Annotated in this window: 10 protein-coding genes; 8 read left to right on the forward strand and 2 right to left on the reverse strand. The window is 62.5% G+C overall.

Features of this window, described 5'->3' with window-relative positions; all coding sequences use genetic code 11:
• Positions 1-53: 53 nt before the first annotated feature.
• Positions 54-2,165 (forward strand): elongation factor G, encoded by a 2,112-nt coding sequence (fusA, locus tag HU770_RS05555; protein WP_033699174.1) that lies wholly within the window; start codon positions 54-56, stop codon positions 2,163-2,165.
• A gap of 171 nt (positions 2,166-2,336) precedes the next feature.
• Here fusA and HU770_RS05560 read toward each other — a convergent pair whose 3' ends face one another.
• Positions 2,337-3,779: a SulP family inorganic anion transporter gene (locus HU770_RS05560; protein ID WP_186663232.1), complete on the reverse strand. Its 1,443-nt coding sequence runs from the start codon at positions 3,777-3,779 to the stop codon at positions 2,337-2,339.
• Positions 3,780-3,863: 84 nt separating this feature from the next.
• Positions 3,864-5,585 carry a S8/S53 family peptidase gene (locus HU770_RS05565; RefSeq protein ID WP_186663234.1) on the reverse strand — a complete coding sequence of 574 codons (1,722 nt, stop codon included), beginning with the start codon at positions 5,583-5,585 and terminating at the stop codon, positions 3,864-3,866.
• Between the two features lie 146 nt (positions 5,586-5,731).
• Between HU770_RS05565 and HU770_RS05570 the strand changes: the two genes are divergently transcribed.
• The 7 genes from HU770_RS05570 (at position 5,732) to nuoF (ending at position 13,843) form a co-directional block, all read left to right on the forward strand.
• On the forward strand, positions 5,732-6,466 hold the full coding sequence (locus HU770_RS05570; protein ID WP_033700171.1) for a secretin N-terminal domain-containing protein: 735 nt from the start codon (positions 5,732-5,734) through the stop codon (positions 6,464-6,466).
• A gap of 490 nt (positions 6,467-6,956) precedes the next feature.
• Positions 6,957-8,282: an isocitrate lyase gene (gene aceA / locus HU770_RS05575; protein ID WP_033699180.1), complete on the forward strand. Its 1,326-nt coding sequence runs from the start codon at positions 6,957-6,959 to the stop codon at positions 8,280-8,282.
• A 722-nt stretch (positions 8,283-9,004) separates the two neighbouring features.
• Positions 9,005-9,418 (forward strand): NADH-quinone oxidoreductase subunit A, encoded by a 414-nt coding sequence (locus HU770_RS05580; protein WP_003251427.1) that lies wholly within the window; start codon positions 9,005-9,007, stop codon positions 9,416-9,418.
• Positions 9,419-9,428: 10 nt separating this feature from the next.
• Entirely contained in the window at positions 9,429-10,106 is a 678-nt protein-coding gene (locus HU770_RS05585) for an NADH-quinone oxidoreductase subunit B (RefSeq protein WP_012313769.1), read from the forward strand.
• A gap of 79 nt (positions 10,107-10,185) precedes the next feature.
• A complete protein-coding gene (gene nuoC / locus HU770_RS05590; RefSeq protein WP_033699182.1) occupies positions 10,186-11,967 on the forward strand; it encodes an NADH-quinone oxidoreductase subunit C/D in 1,782 nt (593 codons plus the stop codon).
• 2 nt (positions 11,968-11,969) lie between these two features.
• Complete coding sequence (gene nuoE, locus HU770_RS05595) at positions 11,970-12,467, forward strand: NADH-quinone oxidoreductase subunit NuoE (RefSeq protein WP_027592810.1); 498 nt, start codon at positions 11,970-11,972, stop codon at positions 12,465-12,467.
• Positions 12,464-13,843, forward strand: a complete 1,380-nt coding sequence (gene nuoF, locus HU770_RS05600; protein WP_033699184.1) for an NADH-quinone oxidoreductase subunit NuoF — start codon at positions 12,464-12,466, stop codon at positions 13,841-13,843. Before nuoE ends, nuoF begins: the two co-directional genes overlap by 4 nt.
• Positions 13,844-13,968 lie beyond the last annotated feature (125 nt).

Genomic DNA, 13,968 nt, shown 5'->3' on the forward strand with positions numbered 1-13,968 from the left:
ATTCTTCCGGTCTGCTACCTTGGGAGAATCCGCATCCCCGCAGGTAGTCCGCCATGGCCCGTACAACGCCCATCGAGCTGTATCGCAATATCGGCATCGTCGCCCACGTGGATGCCGGCAAGACCACCACCACCGAACGCATCCTGTTCTACACCGGGGTCAACCACAAGATGGGCGAGGTGCACGATGGTGCCGCGACCATGGACTGGATGGCCCAGGAACAGGAGCGCGGCATCACCATCACCTCGGCGGCGACCACAGCCTTCTGGCAAGGCTCGACCAAGCAGTTTGCCGACAAGTACCGCTTCAACATCATCGATACCCCAGGCCACGTCGACTTCACCATTGAAGTGGAGCGCTCGCTGCGCGTGCTCGATGGCGCCGTGGTGGTGTTCAGCGGTGCCGACGGGGTCGAACCGCAATCGGAAACCGTCTGGCGCCAGGCCAACAAGTACCATGTGCCGCGCTTGGCCTACATCAACAAGATGGACCGCCAGGGCGCCGACTTCCTGCGTGTGGTCAAGCAGATCGACCAGCGCCTGGGGCATCATCCGGTACCGATCCAGCTGGCGATCGGCAGCGAAGAGCACTTTATCGGCCAGATCGACTTGGTGAAGATGAAGGCCATCTACTGGAACGACGCCGACCAGGGCACCACCTATCGGGAAGAAGAGATCCCTGCCGAGCTTCGGCCGCTCGCCGACGAATGGCGCGCACACCTGGTCGAGGCGGCCGCCGATGCCAATGATGAACTGACCCAGAAATATCTCGACGGCGAAGAACTGACCATCGACGAGATCAAGGCCGCCTTGCGTCAACGCACCATCGCCAACCAGATCGTGCCGACGATTCTGGGCTCCTCGTTCAAGAACAAGGGCGTGCCGCTGATGCTCGATGCGGTGATCGACTACCTGCCCGCGCCCTCCGAGATCCCTGCCATCAAGGGCACCGACCCAGACGATGAAGAAAAACACCTGGAACGCCACGCCGACGACAACGAGCCGTTCTCGGCCCTGGCCTTCAAGATTGCCACCGACCCGTTCGTCGGCACCCTGACCTTCGCCCGGGTGTACTCCGGCGTACTCAGTTCTGGCCATGCCGTGCTCAATTCGGTCAAGGGCAAGAAGGAGCGCATCGGCCGCATGGTGCAGATGCATGCCAACCAACGCGCCGAGATCAAGGACGTCTGCGCCGGCGACATCGCCGCGCTGATCGGCATGAAGGACGTGACCACCGGCGACACGTTGTGTGACATGGACAAGCCGATCATCCTCGAACGCATGGACTTCCCCGACCCGGTCATCTCCGTGGCGGTAGAGCCCAAGACCAAGGCCGACCAGGAGAAAATGGGCGTTGCCCTGGGCAAGCTGGCCCAGGAAGACCCGTCATTCCGGGTACGCACCGACGAAGAGACCGGCCAGACGATCATCTCTGGCATGGGTGAGTTGCACCTGGACATCATCGTCGACCGCATGCGCCGCGAGTTCAACGTCGAGGCCAACATCGGCAAGCCGCAGGTGGCGTACCGCGAGAAGATCCGCAACACCTGCGAGATCGAAGGCCGCTTCGTCCGCCAGTCCGGCGGGCGCGGCCAGTATGGCCACTGCTGGATCCGCTTCGCCCCTGGCGACGAAGGCCAGGAGGGCTTGGAGTTTATCAACGAGATCGTCGGCGGCGTGGTGCCACGCGAGTACATCCCGGCCATCCAGAAGGGCATCGAGGAGCAGATGAAGAACGGCGTGCTCGCCGGTTATCCGCTGATCAGCCTGAAGGCGGCGGTGTTCGACGGCTCCTACCACGACGTCGACTCCAACGAGATGGCCTACAAGATCGCCGCCTCCATGGCCACCAAGCAACTCTCGCAAAAAGGCGGGGCGGTGCTGCTGGAGCCGGTCATGAAGGTTGAGGTGGTGACGCCGGAGGAATACCAGGGCGACATCATGGGCGACCTGAGCCGACGCCGCGGGATGATTCAGGATGGCGACGAGACGCCAGCCGGCAAGGTGATTCGTGCCGAGGTGCCGCTGGGTGAGATGTTCGGCTATGCCACGTCGATGCGCTCGATGACCCAGGGGCGGGCCAGCTATTCGATGGAGTTCACCCGCTATGCCGAGGCGCCGGCCAGCATCGCCGACGGCATAGTGAAGAAAAACCGCGGCGAATGATCGTGCGCCCAGTGCCAGCAACTGCCTTGCTCAGATGCCCAAAGCCGGCGTGATCTCAGTGGGAGCGGGCTTGCCCCGCGAACAGGCCGGCCCAGACACTGCCGCTGCCTGGCACCGGCTTCGCCGGTATTCGCGGGGCGAGCCCGCTGCCACCACGGATCATGACAACGCTCAGTGCTGTTCGCCGGCCCGTTTCAGCAGCTTCTTGCAGCGCTCGGACAGGTGCACCACCCGCAACTGCTTGCCCGCCTTGGCATAGCGCTCGCGCAAGGTCTTCAACGCCGCAATTGCCGAGTAGTCGACAAAGCTCAGGTGCTGGCAATCCAGGGTGACCTTGGCCGGGTCGCCCGCCGCATCGAACTGATTGAGAAACGGCGTGACCGAGGCAAAGAACAGCGTGCCATGCACCTGGTAGCGCTTGCCCCCCTCGCCGTCCTCGTGGCTATCGGCATACAACTCCCGGGCATGCTGCCAGGCAAAGTTCACCGCCGCGATGACGATACCGAACAGCACGGCCATGGCCAGGTCGGTGAACACCGTGACGACGGTCACCGCAATGATCGCCAGCACATCGCTGACCGGCACCTTGTGCAACACGCGCAACGAGGCCCAGGCAAAGGTCTGCTGGGCAACCACGAACATCACCCCTACCAGGGCCGCCAGCGGGATGCGCTCGATCAGCGGCGACAGGAACAGCACGAACAGCAAGATCATCACCCCAGCGACCACCCCAGACAGCCGACCACGGCCGTTGGAGCTGAGGTTGATCACCGTCTGCCCGATCATCGCGCAGCCGCCCATGCCGCCACATAGCCCGGAGACCATGTTGGCCGCCCCCAGGGCCACGCACTCGCGGTCCGGGAAGCCACGGCTCTCGGTGATCTCGTCGGTGAGGTTGAGTGTCAACAGGGTTTCCAGCAAGCCGACCATGGCCATCAGCACTGCGTACGGGGCAATGATCTGAAGCGTTTCAAGGTTCCATGGCACACTCGGCAGTGCCAGTTCCGGCAAACCGCCGGCGATATGCGCCATGTCGCCGAGGGTACGGGTCGGTAAACCGAGCAGGTACACCAGCAGGCCTACCCCAAGGATGGCCACCAGCGCGGGCGGCACGGCGCGGGTCAGCTTCGGCAGTACGTAGACCACCAGCATGGTCAACGCCACCAGGCCGATCATCAGGTACAGCGGTGCACCACTGAGCCAGTGATCGCCCTGCTTGAAGTGCTCCAGCTGGGCCAGGGCGATGACGATCGCCAGGCCGTTGACGAAGCCGAGCATCACCGGGTACGGCACCAGGCGCACCAGTTTGCCCAGGCGCAGAACGCCAAACAGAATCATCACCAAACCGCCCAGCAGCACCGTGGCCAGCAAGTACTGCACGCCGTGTTGCACCACCAGCGCGACGATCACCACCGCCATCGAGCCGGCAGCGCCAGAGATCATGCCGGGGCGGCCGCCAAACAGCGCGGTCAGGGTGCAGATGATGAAGGCGCCATACAGGCCCATCAACGGGTTGAGGTGCGCCACCAGGGCAAAGGCGATGCACTCGGGCACCAAGGCGAACGAAGTGGTGAGGCCGGCGAGCACGTCGGCGCGGAGTCGGGCGGGTTTCATGGCGTTCCTGTGAGGCGGTCCAGGCGGACGGGCTGGCAAGCAAGGGGCGCAATGTTACGGAATTTGTCTAACAGCGGCCACCACTCAACGCACCCGGTCAAGGCTCTGTACCGCCAGGTCCAGCGCACGCTGCATGTCCAGGCGCGCCGAGCGGCCCAGGTCCGGGTGGTTCAGCCGGCCGCCCCGCTCAGACGGCAAAATCGGCGCAGTCAGGTCCTCGGCATCCATGGCTTCGAAGTCCTGCTCGGTACCCAAGGTCAATGCACTGCGCCGCAACAACATGCGGACCTGCTCGGGTGTCAGTGCCGGGTTGATCGACAACATCGCCGCCACCGTCGCGCTCACCAGCGGCGTGGCATACGAGGTGCCACAGTGTGGCCTCTTGGCACCCGCGGGGCGGATGCAGGCCGCGGCGCTGACATCGACGCGCATGTCGATGTTCGAGCTGCGGCGCTTGCGCACATGCTGCGGGTCCTCGACCGGCACCGCCTTGTCGCTGCGCTGGTGGCCGCCCACCACCAGCAATTGCTCGGTAATGAACGACGATGGCAAACGGTATTCGTCAGTGCCGGACCACGAGGCGCCGTTGCCCGCCGAGTTGATGACCACCACGTCTGGGTGCTCGGCCCGCAACCAGAGGAAGAACTCTTCCAGCAGCTCCTCATACCCGCTCATCGCCAGGCCCGAGCGGACCAACGAATCGACTTCATCACCCGCGACATTTTTCGCGCCCACCCGATGGATGCCCCAGCTCCAGTTCAGAACGCGCACGCCGTCTTCGACAAGGTTGACCGAAGCCGCGATGTTGGCGGTGATACCGGCATCCGAATTGCGTTCGACAATAACCTCGAAGCCCGGGCTGGGTTTGCCCAACCCCGGCAGAAACCCGCCTTCCACGCCTTTACCCTGAGCCGCGAGAATGCCGGCGACATGGCTGCCGTGGCTGTCGGCACGGTTGCCATCCCGGCCATACAGGCAGGTATTGCCCTTCGCACAGGCGCCGCGATAGCCGATGAATCCCGGTGCGTCGAAATCCACATCGCGCTCGATCACCCCGACGCGAATGCTCTGTACCGCCACCTTGGAAGCAGGGATGCGCCGCTGGTAGAAATACAGCGCATCCATGAAGCGGTTGGCCGCCCACTCGTCTGCCTGGTCCATGGCCTGGCGGCTGCGACCGCCACCTTCCTCTGCACGTTCGGGGGCGGACTCTTCGACAATCACGGCATCGACGCTGACTTCACTGCCCATGCGCAGGATCATCGCGTCGCGCTGCACCAGGTCGTGCACCGGCAAGCGCAGTTGATAGACGTTGAGTGGTGGGATGGCGCCGACCACCTTGGCGCCAAACTTGTCGGCGATACGCTGTGCTTCTTTGCGGCCGTCGTGTTTTTCTTCGATCAACAGGCTTACCAGGTCGAGGTACGTGGTCAGCCCATCCATGTTCTTCGCCACTTCCCCGGGGCCAGCGGCGAGCACATGGCTGCCCTGGCGGCTGAGCCAGACGGGGTTGCTCTTGCGCCCAGCGGCCTCGATCCACAGCGGCGCGCTGCGCTGGGCGGTACTGTGCAAGGTCAGCTTGAGGTTATCGCCTTGCCGCTCGATATCGGCCTGCGCCAATTGCGCGTCGCCGAGCCAGACCGCAGGCACCTGCGGCCCCAGTCCTTCGCTGCGCAAGCACCATTGCAGGCGCCTGGCATCGAGCAGGTCACCGCAACGCTGAAGTTGCTTGATGCGCAGCGTGTCGCCGGCCGCACCGGCAACGCTGGCGAACAGGCACAACAACAACGTGGCACAGCGCTTCATGCGGTCACTCCCGGCGGCGTCTGAGGTTGCGACTGCCGGGGCAAATCAAAGGTTCAGCCGCAGCCCAATGTCAGTCGTTGATGTGCAGCCTGCACAACCTGAGCAAATTTGCCATCATGTTGATTCCCCCTGCGGAGATCATGGACATGCCGCTACGCCCCTTTTTCGCCTCGCTGCTGCTGGCGGCGAGCCTGAGCGCTCAAGCCGCCACCGAAGTCATGCCGCTGCAGTACCGCAGCAGTGCCGAGTTGCTGCCCGCCGCGCAATCGTTCATCGGCAAGGACGGCACCGTCAGCGCCTTCGAGAACAAGCTGATCGTCAATGCCAGCCCCGAGCGCATCGACGACCTGCGCAGCCTGCTGCAACAGCTGGACACCGCGCCCAAGCGCCTGCTGATCAGCGTCGACAACAACGACAGCAACTTCCAGGACAACCGCGGCAACGCCCATGTCATCCGCTACGGCACCAGCAACCGTGAAGGCGGCCTGCAACAGGTGCAGGCCAGCGAAGGCCAGGCGGCGCTGATCCAGGTGGGCCAGAGCATACCGGTGACCAGTACCAGCACCGACGGTTACGGGCGCATCCAGAGCAACACCGAATACCGCAATGTGACCCAAGGTTTCTACGTCACCCCAAGCTTGAGCGGCGAGACGGTTCGTCTGCAAATAAGCACCAATAATGACCGTATCAGCCAGGAACGTGCCGATGTAGTGAAAGTGCAAAGCACCGACACGACCGTCACCGGCAAGCTCGGCGAGTGGATCACCCTAGCGGGGTTCAATCAGCAGAGCCAAGCCGATCGAAGCGCATCCAGCCACACCTACAGCACACAGCGCGGCGAAAACATGACTTTACGGGTAAAAGTCGACCTTCTGGACTGATCCCAGGCAATTCAAGGCCTCGACCAAAGGCCTTGAAACTGACTGCCGAGTCGTATTAGACCAAAGATGTAGTAACCTAAAAAAGTCACTACAAAACATTTGACAGGCACTTTTTCCCAAGGGCATGATGGCCTCGCTCCCGCTAATCAGGGGCCCTGGCAAGGGCCTTCGAGGCGTGCTCCTCCCACCCCTGGAGGCGCCTCGTGTCTATACGGCCCACAAGGCGGTTCGACGGGATTGCGACTGCAACGAAGAAGTTGTCCCGAGGGACGGAAGCGCATCACCGCAGTTCTGGCAATCGCGTCGCACCGCAGCAAGGCAACCACGAGCCGACCTGCAGGGCACACCTTCGCCTGGCCTGCCCCTCCTTCCCCTTCGAGCCTTCGCGTTCGCCGCCGCACTCCCCCGGACAGGACAGCCGTCAGGCCTCTGATCTGCACCCGAGCATCAGCACAATTACCCCAAGATCGATGCGACGAGGTTTATTTCCATGGCACTGACACGCGAACAGCAAATTGCAGCCCTCGAGAAAGACTGGGCCGAGAACCCGCGCTGGAAAGGCGTGACCCGTACCTACACCGCCGCTGATGTCGTTCGCCTGCGTGGCTCCCTGCAGCCGGAGCACACCCTGGCTCGCCAGGGCGCAGAAAAACTGTGGAAGCTGGTCACCCAAGGTGCCCACCCGTCCTTCCGCCCAGAAAAAGATTTTGTCAACTGCATGGGCGCCCTGACCGGCGGCCAGGCAGTGCAGCAGGTCAAGGCCGGCATCCAGGCCATCTATCTGTCTGGCTGGCAGGTTGCCGCCGACAATAACTCGGCCGAGTCCATGTACCCCGACCAGTCGCTGTACCCGGTCGACTCGGTACCGACCGTGGTCAAGCGCATCAACAACTCGTTCCGCCGCGCTGACCAGATCCAGTGGAAAGCCGGCAAGAACCCAGGCGACGACGGTTACATCGACTACTTTGCGCCCATCGTGGCTGACGCCGAAGCCGGTTTCGGCGGCGTGCTGAACGCCTACGAGCTGATGAAGAACATGATTGAAGCGGGCGCCGCCGGCGTGCACTTCGAAGACCAGCTGGCCTCGGTTAAAAAATGTGGCCACATGGGTGGCAAGGTACTGGTACCGACCCAGGAAGCCGTACAGAAGCTGGTTGCCGCACGCCTGGCAGCAGACGTCTCGGGCGTGCCGACCATCATTCTGGCCCGCACCGACGCCAACGCCGCCGACCTGCTGACCAGCGACTGCGACCCGTACGACCAACCGTTCGTGATCGGCGAGCGTACCCGTGAAGGCTTCTACAAGGTGCGCGCCGGCCTCGACCAGGCGATCTCCCGCGGCTTGGCCTACGCTCCGTACGCCGACCTGATCTGGTGCGAAACCGCCAAGCCAGACCTGGACGAAGCCCGCCGCTTCGCCGAAGCGATCAAGAAGGAGTACCCGGACCAGATCCTGTCGTACAACTGCTCGCCTTCCTTCAACTGGAAGAAGAACCTGGACGACGCCACCATTGCCAAGTTCCAGCGCGAGCTGTCGGCCATGGGCTACAAGCACCAGTTCATCACCCTGGCCGGCATCCACAACATGTGGCACGGCATGTTCAACCTGGCGCACGACTACGCCCGCAACGACATGACCGCCTACGTGAAGCTGCAGGAGCAGGAATTCGCCGATGCCAGCAAGGGCTACACCTTCGTGGCGCACCAGCAGGAAGTGGGCACTGGCTACTTCGATGACATGACCACCGTGATTCAGGGTGGGGCTTCGTCGGTGACTGCACTCACTGGTTCGACCGAGGAAGAGCAGTTCCACTGATAGCAGTGGGCTGGTGAAGCGAGGCCCGGGGTTCGTGAGGACCCCGGGCTTTTCTATTGTAGAAGGGCTTGCCACGATATTTTCAGCGCCTATGAGATCGAGCGCCGCGCGGGCGGCGCTCGATCTCATAGCCACCACCCCCTCACGCCAAGCACCTGCCAACCCCACCCCCTTCGCCAAGGCAGGTAAAAGCAAAACGCAGAATCCGGACTATGCTTGGGGCAGCCCAGTAGCAGCCGCCACCCGCCACCCCCATGCCCTCTCAATCACTTCGTCAGCCCACAATGGCTCAACCGATAAAGTATTGACCCAGAGCGGTGCGCGAGGGTTTGGAAGCTGCTAGAACGAGAGTTTTTCTCATTTGCAAGTAGCGCTGCAGCCCGATGAACTTGCAAGGCTCACTAAAGGAGAATTTCAACGCATCAAATTTAATGCGATTAATTATCATTACGAACTTACGAATTCGTTACGCCGCGCAAGAAACATAATTAACAAAAGCGCACGCAATGCCCGAATTTCAAGGCTTTCAGCCAGTTACGAAAGAGTTTTGTTCTTAATCCTACGAATAAATTTGCCACAGAAATTTTACTTGCACCGGGTTTACCCATAAAATCAGCGCGATTGATTCAGCTGCGACATTTGGTCACTGCATGTGCGACACCAAGTCGCCGCTCTACTTATTTCAGACTGCAGAGCTGGGTCTCTGTATAAGGATCTCTAGCATGTCCGATTCGGCAGGACTCATCGCCCACAACTGGGGCTTTGCCATCTTCCTTTTGGGTGTCGTCGGCCTGTGTGCCTTCATGCTCGGCCTGTCCAGCCTGCTCGGTAGCAAGGCCTGGGGCCGCGCCAAGAACGAACCCTTCGAATCCGGCATGCTGCCCGTCGGCAGCGCCCGCCTGCGCCTGTCCGCCAAATTCTATCTGGTCGCGATGCTGTTCGTGATCTTCGATATCGAAGCCCTCTTTCTCTTTGCATGGTCTGTGTCCGTCCGCGAAAGCGGCTGGACCGGGTTCGTCGAAGCGCTCGTTTTCATAGCAATTCTGTTGGCAGGTCTTGTCTACCTTTGGCGCGTCGGGGCACTTGATTGGGCTCCCGAAGGTCGCCGCAAGCGGCAAGCGAAGCTGAAACAATGAGGCTTTGGCAATGCAATACAATCTCACCAGAATCGATCCGGATGCGCCCAACGAGCAGTACCCGGTCGGTGAACGGGAAACCGTCACCGATCAGCTGCTAGAGGACCAGGTCCACAAGAACATCTACATGGGGAAACTCGAAGATGTGCTGCGTGGCGCGGTCAACTGGGGTCGCAAGAACTCCCTGTGGCCGTACAACTTCGGCCTGTCCTGCTGCTACGTGGAAATGACCACGGCCTTCACGGCGCCCCACGACATCGCCCGCTTCGGCGCCGAAGTCATCCGGGCCTCGCCGCGTCAGGCCGACTTCATGGTCATCGCCGGTACCTGCTTCATCAAGATGGCGCCGATCATTCAGCGCCTGTACGAGCAGATGCTCGAGCCGAAGTGGGTCATCTCCATGGGTTCGTGTGCCAACTCCGGTGGCATGTACGACATCTACTCGGTCGTTCAGGGGGTCGACAAGTTCCTCCCCGTGGATGTCTATGTGCCTGGCTGCCCGCCACGCCCTGAGGCTTTCCTGCAAGGCTTGATGCTGCTGCAGGAGTCGATCGGCCAAGAACGACGCCCGCTTTCCTGGGTTGTTGGTGATCAAGGTATTTACCGTGCCGAGATGCCAGCCCAGAAAGACCTGCGTCGTGAGCAGCGCATTGCAGTAACCAACCTGCGCAGCCCCGACGAAGTCTGATCCAGCGACCTGCCGCCCGCTCCCCAAGGAGCCGGCGGCCTGGCTTCATTCTTAACGTTGACCCAAAGCGACCGAGACCATGACAGCGGACAACGCTATTTTCATTCCGCCCTACAAGGCTGACGACCAGGATGTGGTCGTCGAACTGAACAACCGTTTTGGCGCCGAAGCATTCGTCGCCCAGGAGACTCGCACCGGCATGCCCGTGCTGTGGGTCAAGCGTGCGCAGCTCAAAGAGGTGCTCAGCTTCCTGCGCGGCGTAGCCAAGCCCTACAGCATGTTGTACGACCTGCACGGTGTCGACGAGCGCCTGCGCACCCAGCGCCGTGGCCTGCCCGCCGCCGATTTCAGCGTGTTCTACCACCTGCTGTCGGTCGAACGTAACAGCGACGTGATGATCAAGGTGTCGCTCAGCGAAGGCGACCTGAACCTGCCGACCGTGACCGGCATCTGGCCAAACGCCAACTGGTACGAGCGCGAAGTCTGGGACATGTTCGGCATCGACTTTGCCGGCCACCCACACCTGAGCCGCATCATGATGCCGCCCACCTGGGAAGGTCACCCGCTGCGCAAGGACTACCCAGCCCGTGCCACCGAGTTCGACCCCTACAGCCTGACCCTGGCCAAGCAGCAGCTTGAAGAGGAATCGGCACGCTTCAACCCGGAAGCCTGGGGCATGAAGCGTCAGGGCGCCAACGAGGACTACATGTTCCTCAACCTGGGCCCCAACCACCCGTCTGCCCACGGTGCGTTCCGTATCGTCCTGCAGCTGGACGGTGAAGAGATCGTCGACTGCGTGCCGGACATCGGTTACCACCACCGTGGTGCCGAAAAGATGGCCGAGCGCCAGTCCTGGCACAGCTTCATCCCCTACACCGACCGTATCGACTACCTCGGCGGGGTGATGAACAACCTGCCGTACGTCCTGGCGGTGGAAAAGCTGGCCGGCATCAAGGTGCCGCAGAAGGTCGACGTGATTCGCATCATGCTCGCCGAGTTCTTCCGCATCACCAGCCACCTGCTGTTCCTGGGTACCTACATCCAGGACGTCGGCGCCATGACCCCGGTGTTCTTCACCTTCACCGACCGCCAGCGCGCCTACACCGTGATCGAAGCGATCACCGGTTTCCGCCTGCACCCGGCCTGGTACCGCATCGGTGGCGTCGCCCACGACCTGCCGCGCGGCTGGGACAAGCTGGTCAAGGACTTCGTCGATTGGCTGCCCAAGCGCCTGGACGAGTACACCAAGGCTGCCCTGCAGAACAGTATCCTCAAGGGCCGTACCGTCGGCGTTGCCGCGTACAACACCAAGGAAGCGCTGGAATGGGGCACTACCGGTGCCGGCCTGCGTTCCACCGGTTGCGACTTCGACCTGCGTAAAGCGCGCCCTTACTCCGGCTACGAGAACTTCGAGTTCGAAGTGCCGCTGGCCCACAACGGCGATGCCTACGATCGCTGCATGGTCCGTGTCGAAGAGATGCGCCAGAGTATCCGCATCATCGACCAGTGCCTGCGCAACATGCCGGAAGGCCCGTACAAGGCGGATCACCCGCTGACCACGCCGCCGCCGAAAGAGCGCACCCTGCAGCACATCGAAACCTTGATCACGCACTTCCTGCAAGTCTCGTGGGGCCCGGTCATGCCGGCCAACGAGTCGTTCCAGATGATCGAAGCGACCAAGGGCATCAACAGTTACTACCTGACGAGCGATGGCGGCACCATGAGCTACCGCACCCGGATCCGTACCCCGAGCTACCCGCACCTGCAGCAGATCCCTTCGGTGATCAAAGGCAGCATGGTCGCCGACCTCATTGCGTACCTGGGCAGTATCGACTTCGTTATGGCTGACGTGGACCGCTAAGCATGAACAGCACGCTTATCCAGACAGACCGTTTCGCCCTCAGCGAAACCGAGCGCTCGGCCATCGAGCACGAGATGCATCACTACGAGGACCCGCGCGCGGCGTCCATCGAAGCCTTGAAGATCGTCCAGAAGGAACGTGGCTGGGTGCCGGACGGCGCCATTCACGCGATCGGCGAAGTGCTGGGCATCCCTGCCAGTGACGTCGAAGGCGTGGCCACCTTCTACAGCCAGATCTTCCGCCAGCCGGTCGGCCGCCACATCATCCGCGTGTGCGACAGCATGGTCTGCTACATCGGTGGCCACGAGTCCGTGGTCAGCCAGATTCAGAGCGAACTGGGCATCGGCCTCGGCCAGACCACCGCAGACGGGCGTTTCACCCTGCTGCCAGTGTGCTGCCTGGGCAACTGCGACAAGGCCCCGGCACTGATGATCGACGACGACACCTTTGGCGACGTGCAGCCGACTGGCGTTTCCAAACTGCTGGAGGGTTACGTATGACCATTACTTCCTTCGGCCCGGCCAACCGCATCGCGCGTTCGGCCGAAACCCACCCACTGACCTGGCGCCTGCGTGACGACGGCGAGCCGGTATGGCTTGCCGAGTACGAATCCAAGAACGGCTACGCCGCTGCCCGCAAGGCACTGGCGCAGATGTCGCAGGACGACATCGTCCAGGCGGTCAAAGACTCCGGCCTCAAGGGCCGTGGCGGTGCGGGCTTCCCCACTGGCGTGAAGTGGGGCCTGATGCCCAAAGACGAATCCATGAACATCCGCTACCTGCTGTGCAACGCGGATGAAATGGAGCCGAACACCTGGAAGGACCGCATGCTGATGGAGCAACAGCCCCATCTGCTGGTCGAGGGCATGCTCATCAGCGCCCGCGCCCTGAAGGCCTACCGCGGCTACATCTTCCTGCGTGGCGAATACACCACCGCAGCGAAGAACCTCAACCGCGCCATCGACGAAGCCAAGGCCGCAGGCCTGCTGGGCAAGAACATCCTCGGTTCGGGCTTCGACTTCGAGCTGTTCGTGCACACCGGCGCCGGTCGCTACATCTGCGGTGAAGAAACCGCACTGATCAACTCGCTCGAAGGCCGCCGCGCCAACCCACGCTCCAAGCCGCCCTTCCCTGCCGCCGTGGGCGTGTGGGGCAAGCCGACCTGCGTGAACAACGTCGAGACCCTGTGCAACGTCCCGGCCATCGTCGCCAACGGCAACGACTGGTACAAGTCGCTGGCTCGCGAAGGCAGCGAGGACCACGGCACCAAGCTGATGGGCTTCTCCGGCAAGGTGAAGAACCCGGGCCTGTGGGAACTGCCGTTCGGCGTCACCGCCCGCGAGCTGTTCGAGGACTACGCCGGTGGCATGCGCGACGGCTTCAAGCTCAAGTGCTGGCAGCCAGGCGGCGCCGGTACCGGCTTCCTGCTGCCCGAGCACCTCGACGCCCAGATGTACGCCGGCGGCATCGCCAAGGTCGGCACCCGTATGGGTACGGGCCTGGCCATGGCGGTCGACGACAGCGTCAACATGGTCTCGCTGCTGCGCAACATGGAAGAGTTCTTCGCCCGCGAATCGTGCGGCTGGTGCACCCCTTGCCGTGACGGCCTGCCGTGGAGCGTGAAGATGCTGCGCGCGCTGGAAAACGGCCAGGGCCGCGCCGAAGACATCGAGACCCTGCTGGGTCTGGTCAACTTCCTCGGCCCAGGCCGCACCTTCTGTGCTCACGCACCGGGTGCCGTCGAGCCCTTGGGCAGTGCCATCAAATACTTCCGCTCCGAATTCGAGGCCGGTGTCGCCCCAGCCAGTGCTGCCGACACCCTGCGCCCGAACCTGGCCAAGCCAGTGCCGAGCGGGCCGATCGTGGTCGGCGCATAACAAGATGAGCTGCGGGTGGTCCGTGCCACCCGCCAGCCTGCAGGCCGGCCCGAACGATTCGAGGCGGGCCGCAGGCATACAGATTTCCATTAGCCACGCCCGCTCACGCGGGCCAACGAAGAACT

Origin of the sequence: Pseudomonas sp. SWRI68, from assembly GCF_014269165.1 — a bacterium.
Lineage (GTDB): Bacteria > Pseudomonadota > Gammaproteobacteria > Pseudomonadales > Pseudomonadaceae > Aquipseudomonas > Aquipseudomonas capeferrum.

Coding starts and splice junctions, on each gene's coding strand:
- fusA (WP_033699174.1), top strand. CDS start 54: ATGGCCCGTACAACGCCCATCGAGCTGTATCGCAATATCGGCATCGTC.
- HU770_RS05560 (WP_186663232.1), bottom strand. CDS start 3,779: ATGAAACCCGCCCGACTCCGCGCCGACGTGCTCGCCGGCCTCACCACT.
- HU770_RS05565 (WP_186663234.1), bottom strand. CDS start 5,585: ATGAAGCGCTGTGCCACGTTGTTGTTGTGCCTGTTCGCCAGCGTTGCC.
- HU770_RS05570 (WP_033700171.1), top strand. CDS start 5,732: ATGCCGCTACGCCCCTTTTTCGCCTCGCTGCTGCTGGCGGCGAGCCTG.
- aceA (WP_033699180.1), top strand. CDS start 6,957: ATGGCACTGACACGCGAACAGCAAATTGCAGCCCTCGAGAAAGACTGG.
- HU770_RS05580 (WP_003251427.1), top strand. CDS start 9,005: ATGTCCGATTCGGCAGGACTCATCGCCCACAACTGGGGCTTTGCCATC.
- HU770_RS05585 (WP_012313769.1), top strand. CDS start 9,429: ATGCAATACAATCTCACCAGAATCGATCCGGATGCGCCCAACGAGCAG.
- nuoC (WP_033699182.1), top strand. CDS start 10,186: ATGACAGCGGACAACGCTATTTTCATTCCGCCCTACAAGGCTGACGAC.
- nuoE (WP_027592810.1), top strand. CDS start 11,970: ATGAACAGCACGCTTATCCAGACAGACCGTTTCGCCCTCAGCGAAACC.
- nuoF (WP_033699184.1), top strand. CDS start 12,464: ATGACCATTACTTCCTTCGGCCCGGCCAACCGCATCGCGCGTTCGGCC.